This window comes from Chryseobacterium binzhouense, assembly GCF_007474545.1.
Lineage (GTDB): Bacteria > Bacteroidota > Bacteroidia > Flavobacteriales > Weeksellaceae > Chryseobacterium > Chryseobacterium binzhouense.
In genome coordinates, this window is record NZ_VKOG01000006.1 from 81,844 (window position 1) to 99,882 (window position 18,039).

General features: G+C 34.2%; 19 protein-coding genes. 12 read left to right on the plus strand and 7 right to left on the minus strand.

The genetic code is table 11. From position 1 onward, the window contains the following. The first annotated feature begins 6 nt into the window (after window positions 1-6). From pdxA to FNE73_RS14030, 8 genes are all read left to right on the plus strand, one after another. Complete coding sequence (pdxA, locus tag FNE73_RS13995) at window positions 7-1,098, plus strand: 4-hydroxythreonine-4-phosphate dehydrogenase PdxA (protein WP_143885193.1); 1,092 nt, start codon at window positions 7-9, stop codon at window positions 1,096-1,098. A 79-nt stretch (window positions 1,099-1,177) separates the two neighbouring features. Continuing rightward, the gene (locus FNE73_RS14000) at window positions 1,178-1,702 is read left to right on the plus strand and encodes a YceD family protein (RefSeq protein ID WP_143885194.1); all 525 of its coding nucleotides are present in this window, start codon (window positions 1,178-1,180) and stop codon (window positions 1,700-1,702) included. A gap of 59 nt (window positions 1,703-1,761) precedes the next feature. Then, complete coding sequence (gene rpmF, locus FNE73_RS14005) at window positions 1,762-1,965, plus strand: 50S ribosomal protein L32 (protein WP_034746606.1); 204 nt, start codon at window positions 1,762-1,764, stop codon at window positions 1,963-1,965. A gap of 126 nt (window positions 1,966-2,091) precedes the next feature. After that, window positions 2,092-2,574, plus strand: a complete 483-nt coding sequence (accB, locus tag FNE73_RS14010; protein WP_143885195.1) for an acetyl-CoA carboxylase biotin carboxyl carrier protein — start codon at window positions 2,092-2,094, stop codon at window positions 2,572-2,574. Window positions 2,575-2,678: 104 nt separating this feature from the next. Further along, entirely contained in the window at window positions 2,679-4,034 is a 1,356-nt protein-coding gene (gene accC, locus FNE73_RS14015; protein ID WP_089744110.1) for an acetyl-CoA carboxylase biotin carboxylase subunit, read from the plus strand. 229 nt (window positions 4,035-4,263) lie between these two features. Next, the gene (gene rocD / locus FNE73_RS14020; protein ID WP_143885196.1) at window positions 4,264-5,514 is read left to right on the plus strand and encodes an ornithine--oxo-acid transaminase; all 1,251 of its coding nucleotides are present in this window, start codon (window positions 4,264-4,266) and stop codon (window positions 5,512-5,514) included. A gap of 129 nt (window positions 5,515-5,643) precedes the next feature. Then, on the plus strand, window positions 5,644-6,399 hold the full coding sequence (locus tag FNE73_RS14025; protein ID WP_143885197.1) for a glycosyltransferase family 2 protein: 756 nt from the start codon (window positions 5,644-5,646) through the stop codon (window positions 6,397-6,399). A gap of 62 nt (window positions 6,400-6,461) precedes the next feature. Next, window positions 6,462-7,130, plus strand: coding sequence for a polysaccharide deacetylase family protein (locus FNE73_RS14030; protein ID WP_143885198.1), 669 nt, complete (start codon window positions 6,462-6,464; stop codon window positions 7,128-7,130). On the opposite strand, the gene FNE73_RS14035 is transcribed toward FNE73_RS14030, so the two are convergent. Next, window positions 7,127-8,206 carry a glycosyltransferase family 4 protein gene (locus FNE73_RS14035; protein WP_143885199.1) on the minus strand — a complete coding sequence of 360 codons (1,080 nt, stop codon included), beginning with the start codon at window positions 8,204-8,206 and terminating at the stop codon, window positions 7,127-7,129. The genes FNE73_RS14030 and FNE73_RS14035 overlap by 4 nt on opposite strands. A 60-nt stretch (window positions 8,207-8,266) precedes the next feature. Between FNE73_RS14035 and FNE73_RS14040 the strand changes: the two genes are divergently transcribed. After that, window positions 8,267-9,238 carry a glycosyltransferase family protein gene (locus FNE73_RS14040; RefSeq protein ID WP_143885200.1) on the plus strand — a complete coding sequence of 324 codons (972 nt, stop codon included), beginning with the start codon at window positions 8,267-8,269 and terminating at the stop codon, window positions 9,236-9,238. Window positions 9,239-9,313: 75 nt separating this feature from the next. Continuing rightward, the gene (locus tag FNE73_RS14045; RefSeq protein WP_143885201.1) at window positions 9,314-10,507 is read left to right on the plus strand and encodes a glycosyltransferase family 4 protein; all 1,194 of its coding nucleotides are present in this window, start codon (window positions 9,314-9,316) and stop codon (window positions 10,505-10,507) included. Between the two features lie 5 nt (window positions 10,508-10,512). Here FNE73_RS14045 and FNE73_RS14050 read toward each other — a convergent pair whose 3' ends face one another. The 5 genes from FNE73_RS14050 to FNE73_RS14070 form a co-directional block, all read right to left on the minus strand. After that, window positions 10,513-11,358 (minus strand): glycosyltransferase family 2 protein, encoded by an 846-nt coding sequence (locus FNE73_RS14050; protein WP_185147352.1) that lies wholly within the window; start codon window positions 11,356-11,358, stop codon window positions 10,513-10,515. Window positions 11,359-11,402: 44 nt separating this feature from the next. Further along, the gene (locus FNE73_RS14055) at window positions 11,403-12,227 is read right to left on the minus strand and encodes a glycosyltransferase family 2 protein (protein ID WP_228430122.1); all 825 of its coding nucleotides are present in this window, start codon (window positions 12,225-12,227) and stop codon (window positions 11,403-11,405) included. Between the two features lie 24 nt (window positions 12,228-12,251). Then, window positions 12,252-13,376, minus strand: coding sequence for a glycosyltransferase family 4 protein (locus tag FNE73_RS14060; protein WP_143885204.1), 1,125 nt, complete (start codon window positions 13,374-13,376; stop codon window positions 12,252-12,254). A 46-nt stretch (window positions 13,377-13,422) separates the two neighbouring features. Beyond that, a complete protein-coding gene (locus tag FNE73_RS14065) occupies window positions 13,423-14,199 on the minus strand; it encodes a class I SAM-dependent methyltransferase (RefSeq protein ID WP_160813576.1) in 777 nt (258 codons plus the stop codon). A 66-nt stretch (window positions 14,200-14,265) separates the two neighbouring features. Continuing rightward, window positions 14,266-14,610, minus strand: coding sequence for a phosphomannose isomerase type II C-terminal cupin domain (locus FNE73_RS14070; protein WP_185147353.1), 345 nt, complete (start codon window positions 14,608-14,610; stop codon window positions 14,266-14,268). Between the two features lie 121 nt (window positions 14,611-14,731). Here FNE73_RS14070 and gltX point away from each other — a divergent pair, with 121 nt between their 5' ends. Together gltX and FNE73_RS14080 are read left to right on the plus strand one after the other, a co-directional pair. After that, window positions 14,732-16,237 (plus strand): glutamate--tRNA ligase, encoded by a 1,506-nt coding sequence (gene gltX, locus FNE73_RS14075; protein WP_143885207.1) that lies wholly within the window; start codon window positions 14,732-14,734, stop codon window positions 16,235-16,237. A 47-nt stretch (window positions 16,238-16,284) separates the two neighbouring features. After that, window positions 16,285-17,241, plus strand: coding sequence for an acetyl-CoA carboxylase carboxyltransferase subunit alpha (locus FNE73_RS14080; protein ID WP_143885208.1), 957 nt, complete (start codon window positions 16,285-16,287; stop codon window positions 17,239-17,241). 65 nt (window positions 17,242-17,306) lie between these two features. Here the strand turns inward: FNE73_RS14080 and FNE73_RS14085 are convergent, their stop codons facing one another. After that, window positions 17,307-17,999: a DUF6759 domain-containing protein gene (locus tag FNE73_RS14085; protein WP_143885209.1), complete on the minus strand. Its 693-nt coding sequence runs from the start codon at window positions 17,997-17,999 to the stop codon at window positions 17,307-17,309. Between the last annotated feature and the right edge of the window lie 40 nt (window positions 18,000-18,039).

The following is an 18,039-nucleotide window of genomic DNA, read 5'->3' on the forward strand; positions in this document are numbered from 1 at the left end:
ATCAAAATGAGCTCAAAAAACCATAAAGTAAGAGTAGGAATTTCAATAGGTGATTTTAACGGCATCGGTCCGGAAATCATAATGAAATGTCTGAAAGACAAAACCATTACAGATTTTTTTACTCCTGTTATTTTTGGCTCGGGCAAATTATTTACGTACCAGAAAAATATTTTTAAATTAAATCTTAATTTCAACTACATCACAGAAGCTTCTCAAGCCCAAAATGGAAAGTTGAATATGGTAAATCTTACCAAAGAAAATGTGAATGTAGAGCTTGGAACTCCCACAGAAGAATCTACCAAAATGGCTATTGATTCTCTGGAAGCAGCAACAGAAGCTTTAATCAAAGGAGAAATTGACGTACTCGTGACAGCACCTATCAACAAAGATGAAATGGTGAAAATGGGCTTTAAACACGCAGGACATACCGGATATTTTGAAGAAAAATTCAACAAAAAAGGCTTGATGTTTTTGGTAACTGAAGATTTAAAAGTTGCTGTTTCTACACATCACATTCCTATTTCTCAGGTTGCTGAAAATATTTCAAAAGAAAAAATCAAAAAACAGATTAAAATTCTTAATCAGAGTCTGATAGAAGATTTTTCTGTCTCCAGACCAAAAATTGCGGTTTTAGGGCTCAATCCTCATTCAGGAGATGGTGGTGTGATCGGAAATGAAGAAATCGAAATCATCTCTCCGGCAATTAAAGAACTTTCCGACCAGGGAATTCTTACTTTTGGACCATACCCAGCCGACAGCTTTTTTCAGCCAGAAAAATACAGGAACTATGATGCTGTTTTAGCCATGTATCACGACCAGGGTCTTGCTCCGTTCAAAACTCTTGCGTATGAAGAGGGAGTGAATTACACAGCAGGACTGCCATTCATCAGAACATCTCCCGATCACGGAACTGCCTACGATATTGCCGGAAAAAACATAGCCGACGAGCAAAGTTTTATGGAAGCTATCTTTACTGCCATTAAAATCTTTAACAACAGAAATGATTATAATGATTTGATGAGCAACAGACTACAGCCAAGAAGAATGCCTTCGGATAACGGCGTAGATGAAGATCTGCCTGTAGAAACAGAAAAGTAATCATAAAAACAAATAAAATAATTTGTTTTGAATTTATTTGTAATATTAAAAAAAATGCATATTTTTGCACACTCATTTTATGGACAAGTTAAGAAACTATGACATAAGCTTTTCCGGATTAAAAACCGGGAAACACGAGTTCAAATTTGAGATAGATAAAGAGTTCTTTCAATTATTTGACACTGATCAGGAATTTACAAATCCTAAAATAACCGTAGATGTTTTTCTTAATAAGCACACTACTTTTTTAGAATTTGAAATAAAAGTGAATGGTACAGTAGATTTGGCATGTGATATTTCGAGCGAAATCTTCAGCCATCCCATAGAAAACCAGATTGATATTCTGGTAAAGTTTGGGGAAGAATATGATGACAGCGAAGAAGACGTTATTACCATTCTAGCCAGTGATCACGATTTCAACGTAGCACAGCTTATTTACGAAAACGTAGCATTGGCAATACCGATGAAAAAAATATCACCTGATCTCAGTGAAGAAGATTTAAAAATTCTCGAAAAATTCAGTCCTAAAGAGTCTGAAGAGAATGAAGAACCTAAGAGCGACCCAAGATGGGATGCACTGAAAAATTTAAAGAATAAAAATTAAATAGTTTAATGATGAGATGATGAATCTCATCGCTCATCAATTAAAAAAGTTATCAGAAAATGGCACATCCAAAGAGAAGACAGTCGTCTACAAGAAGAGATAAGAGAAGAACTCACTACAAAGCTGTAGTTCCTCAATTAGCTAAAGATGCTACAACAGGTGAGCTTCACCTTTATCACAGAGCTCACTGGCATGAAGGAAAACTATACTACAGAGGAAAAGTAGTATTGGAAAAAGAAGTAACAGCTACAGAAGAAAACTAAGAGTAGATTTCATCCGAAAACACTCGTTTTAATACAAAAACCGCTCAATTTTGATAAAATTTGGCGGTTTTTTGTTGTTTTTTATGTTTTTTTGGTATCTTTGGCAACAAATCAAATATCAATTTTATGGACATTAAAGACATACAGAATCTTATCAAGTTTGTATCTAAAGCTGAAGTTTCAGAAGTAAAATATAAAACTAAAGATTTCGAAATTACTATTAAAACTCCACTTGGGGGTAATGAGGTAAGCTATGTTGCTCAGCCGGCAATGTATCAGGCGGCTCCACAGCAAGCTGCTCCGGCTCCTGCCACTCCTGCTGCTCCTGCCGCTGCAGAAAAAACAGAAGCTGCTGCAGATGATAGTAAATATGTAACTATCAAGTCTCCAATGATCGGAACTTTCTACAGAAAGCCATCACCGGATAAAGATGTTTTCGTAAATGTTGGTGACGAAGTTTCTAACGGAAAAGTAGTTTGCGTTATTGAAGCAATGAAGCTATTTAACCAGATCGAATCTGAGGTAAGCGGAAAAATCGTGAAGATTTTAGTAGATGACGCTACTCCTGTAGAATACGATCAACCTTTATTCTTGGTAGACCCATCATAATTTAGTTAGAAGTTAGAAGTTAGAAGTTAGAAGTTAGATAGCTAACTTTTAAGTTTCGTACTCATGTCTAATTTTCAAATTATCTAATTTTCAAATTAAAGAAGATGTTCAAAAAAATATTAATTGCCAATCGTGGCGAAATTGCAATGCGTATCTTACGTACGTGCAAAGAAATGGGAATCAAGACCGTTGCAGTTTACTCAACTGCAGACAAAGACAGTCTTCATGTAAGATTTGCTGATGAAGCGGTTTGTATAGGCCCTGCAATGAGTAAAGACTCATATCTTAAAATTCCAAATATTATTGCAGCTGCAGAAATTACCAATGCAGACGCGATTCATCCAGGCTACGGTTTCTTATCAGAAAACGCCAACTTTTCAAGAATCTGTCAGAAAAACGGCATCAAATTTATTGGTGCTTCTCCGGAGCAGATCGAAAAAATGGGAGATAAGGCTAATGCTAAGGCTACCATGAAAGCAGCAGGTGTACCTTGTGTACCTGGTTCTGACGGATTGATTGAATCTTATGAGCACGCTGTAAAAATTGCCGAAGAAACTGGATATCCTGTAATGATCAAAGCAACTGCAGGTGGCGGTGGAAAAGGAATGAGAGCCGTATGGAAGGCAGAAGACCTTAAAGAACATTGGGAATCTGCTATTCAGGAAGCAGTAGCTGCATTTGGGAATGGAGGAATGTACATGGAGAAACTTATTGAAGAACCAAGACATATTGAAATTCAGGTTGCAGGTGACCAATACGGTAAAGCCTGTCACCTTTCCGAAAGAGACTGCTCGGTTCAGAGAAGAAATCAGAAACTAACGGAAGAAACCCCTTCCCCATTCATGACAGATGAGCTTCGTGAAAAAATGGGCGAAGCTGCTGTAAAAGCTGCTGAGTTTATTGGTTACGAAGGTGTTGGAACCATAGAATTTTTGGTTGACAAACACAGAAATTTCTATTTCATGGAAATGAATACGAGAATTCAGGTAGAACATCCTATCACAGAGCAGGTTGTAGATTATGACCTGATCCGTGAGCAGATTTTATTAGCTTCAGGAACTCCGATTTCAGGAATTAATTATTATCCGAAACTGCACTCAATAGAATGTAGAATTAACGCGGAAGATCCTTATACAGATTTCAGACCTTCACCGGGAAAAATTACAGGATTAAACATTCCGGGAGGACACGGAATCCGTGTTGACACACACGTATATTCAGGATATACAATCCCTTCCAACTATGACTCAATGATTGCGAAGTTAATCACAACAGCTCAGACAAGAGAAGAGGCGATTGCAAAAATGAAACGTGCTTTGGAAGAGTTCTATGTTGAAGGTGTAAAAACCACTATTCCTTTCCACAGACAGCTCATGGAAGACGAAAGATATCTTTCAGGGAATTACACTACAAAATTCATGGAGGATTTTGTAATGGACAGAAAGTATGATAATCATTAAGATTACTTTAAATAAAATTTAACCGTCTCAAATTGAGGCGGTTTTTTTGTTAAAAAAATTTCAGAATAAAAAAAGATATAAAAACTATCATTTATCAGCACCTTACAAAACATTACTGATTTCTAAGCTTTTAATGCAATATCCTTCTACAATCCGGAAACATTCAATCTTAATCTTCTGTCGTAACATTTGATCAGGAATTATTAAATTTGTCAAAAGTAAAAAAGATATGTCAACAGCAGAACAAACAAAAAATTCACAATATTTTATAGATCTTGAAGATAAACACGGTGCTCACAACTACCATCCCCTTCCTGTCGTTTTAGACAAAGGCGAAGGTGTTTTTGTATGGGATGTTGAAGGCAAAAAATATTATGATTTCCTTTCAGCTTATTCTGCTGTAAACCAAGGACATTCACATCCAAAAATCGTTGATGCTTTAGTAAATCAGGCTAAAAAATTAGCATTGACTTCAAGAGCATTCTACAACTCCAAGTTGGGAGAGTATGAGAAAAAAATAACAACACTTTTTGGTTTTGATAAGGTTTTGCCGATGAATTCCGGAGCTGAAGCGGTAGAAACAGCCGTAAAATTAGCCAGAAAATGGAGCTATGAAGTAAAAGGAATATCAGAAAATGCAGCAAAAATTGTAGTTTGTGAAAACAACTTTCACGGAAGAACAACCACGATTGTATCATTTTCAAACGATCCAGATGCCAACCAGAATTACGGACCTTTTACTCCTGGTTTTGTAAAAATTCCTTATAATGACATCAATGCTTTAGAAGAAGTTTTAAACGGAGACTCAGCAAATATTGCAGCATTTTTGGTAGAGCCTATTCAAGGGGAAGCCGGAGTTTATGTACCGGATGAAAACTTCCTTAAAAAAGCTTCTGAATTATGTAAAAAACACAATGTTCTTTTTATTGCAGATGAAGTTCAGACAGGAATCGCAAGAACAGGGAAGTTAATTGCCTGCCATCACGAAGAGGTACAGCCTGATATTTTGATTTTAGGAAAGGCACTTTCAGGCGGAATGTATCCCGTTTCGGCAGTTTTGGCAGACAATGAAATCATGAATGTGATAAAACCCGGACAACATGGTTCTACATTTGGTGGAAATCCTATTGCCTGTGCGGTTGCAATAGCGGCTTTGGACGTTGTAGAAGAAGAAAAACTTTCTGAAAGAGCTGAAGAATTAGGAAAATTATTCAGAAACGAAATTGAAAAAGTAATCGTAAAAACCAATCTTATTACGAAAGTAAGAGGAAAAGGGTTACTAAACGCTATTCTGATCAATGATACGCCTGAAAGCTCTACAGCATGGAATCTTTGCTTACAGTTAAGAGAAAACGGTCTTCTTGCAAAACCTACTCACGGAAATATCATCAGACTAGCTCCGCCTTTGGTAATCACAGAAGAACAGCTTCTTGACTGTGTGAAAATTATTGAAAAAACTGTTTTAGAGTATCGTAACTAAATTTTTTTATAAAAAATTAAAGCACTCCTTTATTATTCGGAGTGCTTTTTCATTGTAAGAAAAACTGTCTTATAACATATTCTGCAATCTTAAAATAAACAGTATTTTTGCATTTACAACAAAAAGTGTATGAATCTTTCTGTAGCAATAATTACCTATAACGAAGAAAGGATAATAGAAAAAAACCTGCAAGCCATTGATGCTTTAGCAGATGAAATCATTATTGTTGACAGTTTTTCTACCGACAAAACAAGAGAAATCTGTGAAAAATATTCAAAAGTAAAGTTTATACAGAAAAAATTTGAAGGTTTCGGTCAACAGAAAAATTTTGCGATCGACAATTGCAGTGGCAGCTGGATTTTGTTTTTAGATGCAGATGAAATTCCGGATGCAGATGCCATAAAATCTATCAAGAAGGTTTTACACAGCCATCATTCTTCCTTCAATGTATTTGAGATTCACTTTAATAATATCTTGCTGAATAAGGTGATTCGCTACGGAGGCTGGGGCAATGTATGGCGGGAAAGATTTTTCAGAAAAGGACATGGAAAATACTCTGATGATCTGGTTCATGAAACTTTTATAACAAAAGATAAAAAAGGAAAACTTGATGGAAACATCAACCATTATACTTATGAAAGCATTGCTCATCATGTTGAGAAAATTAATAATTATACTCAGCTGATGGCAGAAAAAAAAGTATTGCATCAGAAAAGTGTTTCACTGTTTAAAATTGTGCTTTCACCTTTTTATGAGTTTCTGAAAACATATTTTCTAAGACTGGGGTTTTTAGACGGCATTGCGGGATTTTACATATCCATCACCGGTGCTTTCTATACTTTTTTAAAATATATTAAAATGAATGAGATTCTTAAAACTAAGTAACCGTGTTTAGGTTGACCAATAAAATTCTGCGGTTTTCGAAGACTAAAAGTGTTCGTATCCTAATGTATCACAGTGTTTTGCCAGAAAAAGAAATCAAAGAAAAAAATGATATTATTGTAAGCAAAGAAAATCTGGAAAAACAATTACTATACATCAAAAACCACTACAGGACCATTTTTTTCAAAGATTTGGAAAACAATGCGTCTCTGGAAAATAAACTTATTTTAACTTTTGATGACGGATATTATAATAACTTACAGCATGTAGTCCCTCTCCTTGAAAAATATGGATTAAAAGCTACTATTTTCATCCCTACACAACTCGTTCATGATGATGCGAACCGCTCTTTTATGAGTTTTAAGGAGATCAAAGATCTAAATCCTGATCTGATCGAAATTGCTCTTCACAGCCACTCTCACAGAAATTATGCTCAAATTTCTTTACAGGAAGCTGAAGAGGACATTATGGAAAATATAAGAAGTTTGGAAAAACACGAGATAAGTTTTACAAAAATTTTAGCTTATCCTTATGGCAAGTTTCCAAAGCAAAAAAAGAATGAATTCTTTAATATGCTTGAAAATGCAGGAATCATTGCTGCTTTAAGAATCGGTAACAATATTGATTCTTATCCATGGAAAAACAAATATGAGATCCAAAGAATAGATATCAAAGGAAGTGATAATCTTCCTGTGTTTAAATGGAAATTAAAACTAGGGAAAATAAGGTTCTAACTCAGCAAGCTTTCATATAGTTTCTCGTAAGCAACTGCCATTTCTCTATAGCCAAAATTCATGGCTCTTTTTTTCAGCTTATCATTATAATCATCAACACGTTGATGATAAATTTTCATTCCGGATTCATAAATATTATACATCGTCTCCGTACTGAAATCATCAAAATAAAAAGCCAGATCGCCACCAATTTCCGGGAGACTTGTAAGATTGCTCAGAAATACCGGCTTACCAAAAAACATGGCTTCTACAGGCGGAATTCCAAAACCTTCTGCCAGTGAAGGATGACAATAAGATTCGCAGTTTTGTAAAAGATAATATTTCTCTTCATTGTCTAAATTTTCCAGAATATGAACCCTGTTTTCCAGATGCAAATCCTTTATTTTTTGTAAAAATCTTTCTTTATAATCTGATTTTGCAGATGATGTAACCAGAACAAGGTCACGGTCATTAGCAGAAATCAGATCCAGCAGAACTTCCTGATTTTTTTTAGGAAAAAGCACCCCGATATTTAAAATATATTTTTTGTTGATAAAATTATATTGCTGGCGAGACTGAAACTCTTTTCTTTCGGGAAAAGTCAGTCCATTATAAATTACCTGAAATTTCACCTCATCTTTTATTTTAAACAAATGTTTATTTTTTAAAAAATCATTCATCACAAACTCAGAAATGAATACAATTGCATCAGCATTACCAATATTCTTCTGAACTTTCCGGATAGATTTTTTGATCTTCTTTTCAGAACTGCTGTCATGAAGGAAATTCAGATCATGAAGGGTAACAACTTTTTTTTGATTTTTATTAATTGAATGAAAATAATCTGAAAGCTGATGCGTGACATGAACAAGAGAAAATCTGGCTGTATTTGCCGGGAAAAACTTATGCCAGAAATGCCAGTTGATAATGCTGAAAAATTTCTCAGTAGAAGGAATATTCTTTTCGGGACCGAAAAAAGTATAATCAAAACGGCATAATTTTTCGTCTAATCCTTTAATAAGAGCAAGACAGACATTAGCAATACCCGAATGCGGATATTTTAGTCTTTCAACATCTATTAAAATATTTTTTTTCACTAAGAAATGGCTTTTTGTCAAAAATAGAAATTTAATCTTTAAAATCTTTACTTTTGTTATATGAAAATTTGTTTAATAAGTTTTGATTTTTGGCATTACGATGAGCACATTGTCCGAACACTAAAAGAAAAAGGCATAGAAGCTCACCATATCAACATTGGAGCCTTTACTCATAAAGATTTCAGGGCAAGAGTGAAAAACACGATGAGCAAAGTGTTTACAGGTAAAAATCCAAAGCACGAAAAAAGACAGAATTTCATTATAGAGTCTTTAGAAAAAATAGGTAAGCAGGATCAGATTTTGGTGATTAATCCCGAAGCTATCGAAGAACGCGTGCATGAAGTGATAAGAAAATATACTGTAAAAAATATTGCGTATCTGTATGACAGTATGTTGAGAAACCCTGCAGAACATATTTTGCATTTCTTTGACGAAATTTATTCTTTTGATGATCATGATGTAAAACAGTTCGGTTTCAAAAAAATCACCAATTATAATTATCTGAAATATCTTCCTGCCGAAAAACAAAATCCCGAACTGGATTTATTTTATATTACTTCATATGATAAGTTACGTCTGGAAAAGCTTGATCTGCTGATAAATAAACTGGAGCCGCTTCAGATTTCATTTAAAACAATTATTGCCGGTAAAAAAGGTTGGAAAAAACATTTCAGTCAGGCTATTAATCAAAACAACATTGATATTCTGAAATTCAGAAGAACCAATATTCCGCAAAAATCTCTGCCTAAACTTTACAGCAATTCTAAAGCAATCTTAGATCTGCAACGTGAAAACCAGAGCGGGCTGAGTTTCCGGATATTTGAAGCTATGGCTTTGGAGAAAAAAATTATTGCTGATAACGAAAATATTAAAAACTACGATTTTTATAATCCCAACAATATTTTAATCCTCAACGAGGATTTCAGCAACATTGATAAAAGTTTTTTTGAAACTGATTATGAAAAGCTTCCAGATGAAATTTATTACAAATACACATTGGATAATTGGGTGAATACTGTTTTCAGCTTATAAAATCGTCATGACAGCCAACAATAAATTCCAAAAATTGACAATAATATTGACCTTCAAAAACAATAAAAGCTATAGATGAAAAAAGTAAGTCATGTATTGATTGTCACAAAAGAATTTCAGTCAGAATTTCAGGTTAATAGCGGAGGAACGGGTGTTTTTTATCAAAACCTTGCTGAAGGTCTTATAAGAAAAGGGATAAAAGTTTCTGTCTTCGGTTCATCTAAAAAGCCTTTTGAACAAACAGCAGAGAACCTTTCGGTGTTTTTTGTGAAAGATTATTTTAAGAAAAATAAACTTGCAGAACTGCTGCGCTCTGTTACCGGAAAAATTTCTTTTTTGCAAAATTTACATTTCAAAATCTATAATTGGGAAATAAATTATTTACACAAAGAACTTAAAAATTTCATCAGAGATAAAGAAATTGACGTCATAGAAACTCATGACTGGGAAGGTATGAGCCAGGTAACAGAAGATTTAAATATTCCATACATCATCCGTTGTCACGGTTCGTGGTCGGTTTTACATAAATTTTTTGGATATGGTGCTGCAAAAGGTAAAATTGATAATGAGAAAAAGGCTTTTGAAAAAGCAAATTATATTATCACGATTTCTGAAAGCAATGAAAATATCGTAAGAAAGGTTTTCGGATCTAAAAATTACCATCTTATTTACAACGGAATCGACACAGATTTTTTTAGACCTCAACAAAATAATCCTGTCAAGCCAAAATCTATATTCTACATCGGAAATGTTTCTGTGGAAAAAGGTGCGCAAACAGCATTGGATGCTTTTATAAAAATTAATCAGAGTGAATCTGCAGCCAGCATGCATTTTATTGGCAGAGAAACTGAAATTTCTGAAAAACTAAAAGAAAAAATTAAGCAAAATAACCTTCATAATAAAGTTGTTTTTCACGGAAGAAAAGATAAAAATCAAGTTATAAAACTGCTTTCGGAAGCTGAAGTTGTAATATTTCCGTCTAAAGGCGAAACTTTTGGTTTAGCGCTTACCGAAGCAATGGCTTTGGAAAAACCTGTTGTATGTTCTGATCTCGAAGTTTTCAAAGAAATTGTAGAAAATGACAAAAATGGATTAATTGCCAAGTCAGAAGATGATTTTGCAGAAAAAATCCTTAAAATATTTTCTGATCAGCCTTTTGCTCAGTATCTTTCTCAGAATGCCCGAAAGACAATCGTTGAAAAATTTTCTCTGGAGAAAATGCTTGAGGAAACAGTGAGTTATTACACGGAGGTTATCAATAAAGAATAACCATTTTATTTAATCTTCTGAAACTGCTTCACTTGTTTTTCCGAAGAAAAAAGATTTAATATATTTAAAAATCCTTTCAGTAATTTCCACAAGAAAGAATGGTTTTTATGGATATACCGGATCTGGAGCATTCTTTTAGAGCCCGCAAACTTGATCATCTCAATTTCCTCTCTCAAATGAGGAAAAAGCGTTTCATATACAGATTGCTTTTCCTGTTGGATAAGATGCTCATTCTGGGGATTACTGGAAAGACCTGAATTATCAAAGTCACTCACTACCAAATCAATGTGCATATATTTTGCCTGTTGAATTACTGAAGACTTTAAAAAGAATTCCCAGTCTGAAACAACTTTTAAATTTTCATTATAAAAACCTATTTTTTCAAAAAGATCTTTTTTAATAAAAGTAGACGGATGAGGTAAGAATGAATGAAGGAAATAAGTCAGATTAATATTTTCCGGCGGCGTAAAAAGTGTTTGAGGAATACCATCTAAACTGTAAATTAAATTTCCTGAAATAAGATCTGCATTTTGCAGAAAAGGAAGAATTTTCTCAATTACATTTCCATTGGCAAGCTGATCTCCGCTGTTCAGAAACAAAAGATATTCTCCGTTTGACATTCTGATTCCTTTATTCATCGCATTATAAACACCGGTATCGGGCTCACTTATCCAGTTACTGATGTATGGATTGTTTTGGGAAATTAGTTCTTTGCTTCCGTCGCTGCTGTTTCCGTCTACAACGATATATTCAAATTCTTTAGAATTCTGATTGACAATGCTTTGCAAAGTTTTTTTTAAACCTTCTGCATTGTTATAATTGATCGTAATTATGGAAAGCCTGTAAGTCACTTTTTTTATTTTATAAATTATATCAACAGAATTCTACCTTAAAATCAATCTTTTTTCATTTTAAATTTAGGTACAAAAAGCAACACAAGGCTGATCATCCATTTCAGAATTCTCCAGGCAGCAGGAAATTTTTTAATATGAAGTACATGTTGAATTCTTCTTGCTCTAGCTTCATGACTTAACGCCAAATCTTCAAGAAACGCACCAAAATATCTATTCAGCGTAATCTCTCTTTCAGCGTGATAAAGAGCTAAGTTTTCAGGTTTTGCTGAAATTCCCGAATAATCATAATAGCAGATGGTCTGTTCTAAGTGTTTATAGCTTACATTGTGCAAACATATAAGAACAATAAAAAACTCCCAGTCTGCACAGATTTTATAATCTTCTCTGTAATAAAAATACTCATCGAAAAGTTTTCGTTTGATGAAAGCAGCCTGATGATTGATTCCTCCATAGTAAAAGAAACTAAAAGTCAGTTTTTCTGGCGGAACTTCTTCTCTTCGATAGCCTTCATCATTAAAGTATATTGAATTTCCATAGAGAATTCCCACATCAGAGCTAAGCTCCTGCTGCACTTTTTCCAAAACCTGCGAATCGTAGAAAAAATCTCCGCTGTTCATAAAGATAATGTAATCACCAGAAGCTTTACGGATGCCTTTATTCATAGCATTGTAAACTCCGGAATCTTTTTCGCTGATCCAATAATTTACCTGAGAATTATTTTCAATTATTTCTTTACTTCCGTCTGTACTTCCGCCATCAATAACAATGTATTCAAAATCTGACCACGTCTGGCTTTTGACAGATTCAAAAGTTTTGACCAATCCTTCCTTGTTATTAAAATTGATTGTAATTATGGTTAACTTCATGCTCATTACCTGCATTATTTTAAATTATTGTTTCACAGCATCAGAATAAACCTTCAAACATTGTTCTGCAGCGTCTTTCCAGTCAAATATCTTTACATGTTCCAATCCTTTTTGGATGTATTGCTTTCTAAGGTCTTCATCAAAAAGCAGCATCTCTATTTTTGTACGCAAATCTTCTTCGGAATCAGAATCAAAATAGATTCCGGCATCTCCTGCAACTTCTGGAAATGAACCGTGCTTGGTTAAAATGATCGGACATCCGCATGCCATAGATTCCAGAACAGGAATTCCAAAACCCTCATATAGTGACGGGAAAACAAAACATTTGGCTTTTTGGTAGAAGTGTCCCAATTCATTTTCGTTAAATTTTCTTTGAAAAACCTGTTTTTCAACGTTAAATTCCTTTAAAAGCTTAACTTCTTCTTCCTCAAATTTCCCTCCACCAGCTGCGATAATCTTTAGATCATGATTCTGTTTCAACAAAGGAACTGTTGCTCTCAGAAAAAACTGAAAATTTTTATAATTTGAGCGGGATCCTACATATAAAATATAATTTTCAGGCAGATTAACCTTTACATCAGGGTGTATTTTTATGGAACTTCCATGATGTACTACTTCTATTTTAGCAGGATCAATATGCGGATATATTTTAGTAATATCTTTTTTGGTATTGTGTGAAACGGCAATAATTTTTGCAGCTTTCTCCATCAATAATAACTTACGCTCTACTACCTTAAACGGATCATCAATAAAATATTCAGGCAGAATCTCATGAATCATGTCATAAACAGTAAGGACAAATGGCTTGTCACCGATTTTATCTAAAAAATAAGGATTGTAATAAGTCGGCACAAATACATCATAATTCTTGTTTTCAAAAGCCTGATTGAGTAATTTTTCAGAATTTTTTCTTCTTAATGTTCTGGTACTTATTTTAAAAAAAGCCAAAACCCCGTACAGAAGATGAAGACTTTTATTTTTCACCATCAAATCAGTTTCATTTACATAAGCATTATCAGAACTGTAAATAGGGAGTATTACCTCAATATCATTTCTTGTTGACAATACCGAAAAAACTTCCGTATAATATCGCGATATTCCGCCGTAAGTTTGCTGATCAAAGATCTGTGGATCTAATAATATTTTCATTAAATATTTAATTGGATTTGACTGGTTTTATATAACACACTGTTAATCATTTAGAAGTGTGAGAACTTTGGCTTTGCAAAATCCGCTGAATCTTAGCATAATCTTTTTCTAAAAGACTTTGTCTGATAATTCTGAAATTAACCCTTCTCTTTTTCAATCCGAAAAAACTCCTGTACTTTGTGATACCATAAAACGCAAAATTTATCTGCTCATGAGAAAATTTTTCTTTGGAGAAAATATGGTAGTTTTTGTATCTGTAATAATTTTTGTTGAATTTTTCTGCAATTATTTTTAATGCCTTTTCAGTATAAAAAGCAATATGCTGCCCTGTTTCATTGGCTATATAAACCCAATCTTCAACAGATTCCGATTGCGGAACTATATCGGTCGAAAAAATAAGATTGTCAGAATATTCAAAAATTTCTTCAATCTGTTGTAAAGGATTTTCAAGATGTTCAAAAACTTCAAATGCAGTTACTACATCAAATTTTTTAAGCTTAGTATCGGTAATATCAAAATGTTTTGAGAAAATATTTTCGCAATACAAATCCTGTCTGTAAAATTCGTAACCCAAATCTCTCATTAAACGGACAAATATGCCATAACCACCAGCAAAATCAAGATATTTCTGAGAATCTGGAAAAAATGTATCTATATATTTTGGTATTGCTTCAGCCAATTCATTATTTCTCTTCAAAATACCAATATCTAACGAAGTAATTGCACTATTATACGCCTCTTCTAACCAAAAAGGTTGATCTGTTTGTATAAATCCGCAGTTTTGACATTGGTGATAATCTACTTTATATTTAAGCAGTATCATTTTAGAAAAAACAGTTTCGGCAGCTGAAGAGCAAATTTTACAATTCATTTAGACAATATTATCAGATTATTGTCGATCATAATCATCTTCAATTCTTACAATATCGTCTTCACCGAAATAAGTTCCTGTCTGAACTTCAATAAAAACAACCGGCTTCTGAGAAAGATTCATCATTCTGTGTTTAGCTCCCAAAGGAATGAAAATACTTTCGCCATATTTTAAATGAATTTCTTTATCATCCAAAACCACAGTAGCATCTCCTTCAACAATTGTCCACTGTTCCTGTCTTTGATGATGATACTGATAAGACAGTTTCTGCCCCGGATTTACTTCAATTCTTTTCAGTTTATATTTGGGTTCGTCTGCCAAAACATAATATTTTCCCCAAGGTCTTTCGCCTATTTCTAGCATAATCTGTGAATTCTAAATTTTTACAAATGTAGATAATAAGATTAAAAATCCAAATCTCATTTAGATTAAAGCTCATCAAAAACATTTAATTTGAGTAAATTTGCAAAAATTTTATTTAAAAATGGACAAAGTAAGAGTACGTTTTGCTCCAAGTCCTACGGGACCTTTACATTTGGGAGGCGTAAGAACTGCATTATACGATTATCTTTTTGCTAAAAACCAAGGAGGCGAATTTGTGTTGAGAATTGAAGATACAGATACCGCAAGATATGTGGAAGGAGCAGAAGAATATATTGAGGAAGCTCTTGAATGGTGCGGCATTATCGCCGATGAAAGCCCGAAAAAAGGAGGCAAATTTGCACCTTACAGACAATCTGAAAGAAGACATATTTACGATAAATATACCGCACAGATCTTAAAAACAGATTATGCGTACATTGCTTTTGATACTGCTGAAGAACTGGATGCCATCCGTGCCAAATACGAAGCCAGAGGAGATGTTTTTTCTTATGATAACAGAACAAGAAATCAGCTTAGAAACAGTTTAACGCTTTCTGAAGAAGAAGTTCAGAAATTACTGGATGAAAAAACGCCTTATGTTGTAAGATTCAAAATGCCGGTTGACCGCACTTTAGGACTTACGGACATTATTCGTGGGAATTTCTCGGTCAATACAGATACTTTAGACGATAAGGTTCTGGTAAAAAATGACGGAATGCCCACTTATCATTTCGCCAACATCATTGATGATCACGAAATGGAAATTTCTCACGTAATCCGTGGTGAAGAGTGGCTGCCTTCTTTAGGTTTACACACTTTATTGTATGAAGCAATGGGTTGGGAAGCACCTCAATTTGCGCATCTTTCTTTAATTTTAAAACCTGAAGGAAAAGGAAAATTAAGCAAAAGAGACGGCGACAAGTTCGGATTTCCTGTATTTCCTTTGAATTTTACAGATCCTGTAACAGGAAATGTTTCTAAAGGGTATAGAGAAAGCGGTTATCTTCCTGAAGCATTCATCAATATGGTGGCACTTTTGGGTTGGTCTCCTGCAGACGATAAAGAAATTTTATCTTTGGATGAAATGGCAAAAGAATTTGATCTTAATAAAGTTCATAAAGCCGGAGCAAGATTCAGCAAAGAAAAAGCAGAATGGTTCAACCATCAGTATATTCAGAAAACTTCGGATGAAGCACTGTTGAATATTCTTAAAAATTCAAACTTACATTTAACACTTTCAGACGAGAAACTGTTAAAAGTAATCAAGCTGATGAAAGAAAGAGCTACCTTCCCGAAAGATATCTACGAAAGCGGAAAATTTTTCTTCGAAGCTCCCACTTCCTATGACGAAAAAGCATCTAAAAAAGCATGGAATGACGAAACTTCGGCAATTTTAGGAGAATTATCCTCAAGTCTTCAGGAAGCAGATTTTAATGCTGAAAATCTAAAGCAGATCGTTCATGATTTTGCGGAAAACAGAGGTTTGGGAATGGGTAAAGTAATGATGCCGCTGCGTTTGTCTTTAGTAGGAGAACTTAAAGGACCGGATGTTCCGGACATCATGGAACTTCTTGGAAAAGAGGAAACTACCTCCAGAATAAACAATGCAATAAATAATTTTAAATAGATTTTGATAATTTTTCATAAATTTGAAAGATTTAATTTACTTCAAGAATGGAATATTTAAGTTTCGAACTTCCTATAAAAGAATTAATGGATCAATACCAAACCTGTTCTTTAGTAGGAGAAGAAAGTGGTGTTGATGTAAAATTAGCATGCAGCCAGATCGAGGATAAAATCATAGAAAAGAAAAAAGAAATCTATGGAAATCTTACCCCTTGGCAAAGAGTACAACTTTCCCGTCATCCGGATCGTCCTTATACATTGGATTATATCAACGGAATGGTAGACAAAGGCAGTTTTCTGGAACTTCACGGGGACAGAAATTTTGCAGATGATCCCGCATTGATCGGTGGTTTGGCAACTTTAGACGGCCAGAAAGTGATGATCATAGGAACCCAAAAAGGAAGAACTACAAAAGAAAGACAGCACAGAAGATTCGGGATGCCGAATCCCGAAGGATACAGAAAAGCTTTAAGACTGATGAAGCTTGCAGAAAAATTCAGAATTCCTGTAGTTACCTTAGTAGATACTCCGGGAGCTTATCCTGGTCTTGAAGCTGAAGAAAGAGGACAGGGTGAAGCTATTGCAAGAAATATTTTTGAGATGACCATGCTTAAAACTCCTATTTTCACTTATATTATTGGTGAAGGAGCAAGCGGTGGAGCTTTAGGAATTGGTGTCGGAAACAAAGTATACATGATGGAAAATACATGGTATACTGTAATTGCACCGGAAAGCTGCTCATCAATCCTTTGGAGAAACTGGGATCATAAAGAAGATGCTGCAAATGCTTTAAATCTAACTCCGAAAGATGCCTTAAGAGAAAAATTCATCGACGGAATCATTGAAGAACCACTTGGTGGCGCACATTACGATCCGGAAGTTGCTTATCTGAATTTAAAGGCTTCTATTCTTCAAAACATCAAAGCCTTTTCAAAATTCACAGGAAAAGAGCTTGAAACTCACAGACAAGAAAAATTTATTGCTATGGGGCAATTTAAAGGATAAAATAAAAAACCGGTACACTTAATGAGCGTACCGGTTTTTTTTGATCTAAAATTATTTGATTAATCCTAATCCGCAACATTCAGCTCAATCTGAATATCCCGCTGGATTTTCTTCAGAGAAGAATATTTTGCATCGCAGACCTGAGTCGTCAAAACATATTCTCCTTTATCTACCATAATAAAATTCTGCCCTCTCGCCGGAACATCCACATTGTAATATTTGTTTCCGCTGATCTTAACGATGAGGTTACATTTCGATTTATTTTTGATATTGATGTAGGCTTCTTTATCATTGGGGTCATGATTGAAAATATGACTCAGCATAGAAGCCGTTTTTTTGGCATGCTCACTCGGCTCAGATTTTTTGCTGCTTCCTGTAGATGCTAAATTCACATTTTGCTCAGAAGATGTGTTAACTGCAAGATTTTTACCTTTATTAAGCTCATTATTGCTTACAATTTTTTCAACTTTACTTTTACTTAAAGGCTTTATCGTAGGTTTAGCTTCAATAGAATTATCTGCCATGATGATATCCATCAGTCTCCTTTTAAGAGCATCTGTTTTTTCGTGACCAGGATTCTGCTTAATAAACCCGGCAATAATTCGGGGTTCGGAAGAACTTTCCGCTTCTTCGAGAGTATAAATAATTACTGTTTCCTTTTCAGCAACTGCTTTTGTTTTAGAGGTGCTTTTTTTCTTTTTCTGGGCAATACCCAAACTGAAAATACTTAGAAATATAATGAGAAAAAGTTTTTTCATCAAATTAATCTTTAAAAATTTATTAAATAAATACTATAAC

Coding starts and splice junctions, on each gene's coding strand:
- FNE73_RS14040 (WP_143885200.1), top strand. CDS start 8,267: ATGAAAATTTGTTTAATAAGTTTTGATTTTTGGCATTACGATGAGCAC.
- FNE73_RS14080 (WP_143885208.1), top strand. CDS start 16,285: ATGGAATATTTAAGTTTCGAACTTCCTATAAAAGAATTAATGGATCAA.
- FNE73_RS14060 (WP_143885204.1), bottom strand. CDS start 13,376: ATGAAAATATTATTAGATCCACAGATCTTTGATCAGCAAACTTACGGC.
- FNE73_RS14045 (WP_143885201.1), top strand. CDS start 9,314: ATGAAAAAAGTAAGTCATGTATTGATTGTCACAAAAGAATTTCAGTCA.
- FNE73_RS14055 (WP_228430122.1), bottom strand. CDS start 12,227: ATGAAGTTAACCATAATTACAATCAATTTTAATAACAAGGAAGGATTG.
- rocD (WP_143885196.1), top strand. CDS start 4,264: ATGTCAACAGCAGAACAAACAAAAAATTCACAATATTTTATAGATCTT.
- accC (WP_089744110.1), top strand. CDS start 2,679: ATGTTCAAAAAAATATTAATTGCCAATCGTGGCGAAATTGCAATGCGT.
- gltX (WP_143885207.1), top strand. CDS start 14,732: ATGGACAAAGTAAGAGTACGTTTTGCTCCAAGTCCTACGGGACCTTTA.
- FNE73_RS14000 (WP_143885194.1), top strand. CDS start 1,178: ATGGACAAGTTAAGAAACTATGACATAAGCTTTTCCGGATTAAAAACC.
- FNE73_RS14025 (WP_143885197.1), top strand. CDS start 5,644: ATGAATCTTTCTGTAGCAATAATTACCTATAACGAAGAAAGGATAATA.
- rpmF (WP_034746606.1), top strand. CDS start 1,762: ATGGCACATCCAAAGAGAAGACAGTCGTCTACAAGAAGAGATAAGAGA.
- FNE73_RS14030 (WP_143885198.1), top strand. CDS start 6,462: ATGTATCACAGTGTTTTGCCAGAAAAAGAAATCAAAGAAAAAAATGAT.
- pdxA (WP_143885193.1), top strand. CDS start 7: ATGAGCTCAAAAAACCATAAAGTAAGAGTAGGAATTTCAATAGGTGAT.
- accB (WP_143885195.1), top strand. CDS start 2,092: ATGGACATTAAAGACATACAGAATCTTATCAAGTTTGTATCTAAAGCT.
- FNE73_RS14065 (WP_160813576.1), bottom strand. CDS start 14,199: ATGATACTGCTTAAATATAAAGTAGATTATCACCAATGTCAAAACTGC.
- FNE73_RS14070 (WP_185147353.1), bottom strand. CDS start 14,610: ATGCTAGAAATAGGCGAAAGACCTTGGGGAAAATATTATGTTTTGGCA.
- FNE73_RS14085 (WP_143885209.1), bottom strand. CDS start 17,999: ATGAAAAAACTTTTTCTCATTATATTTCTAAGTATTTTCAGTTTGGGT.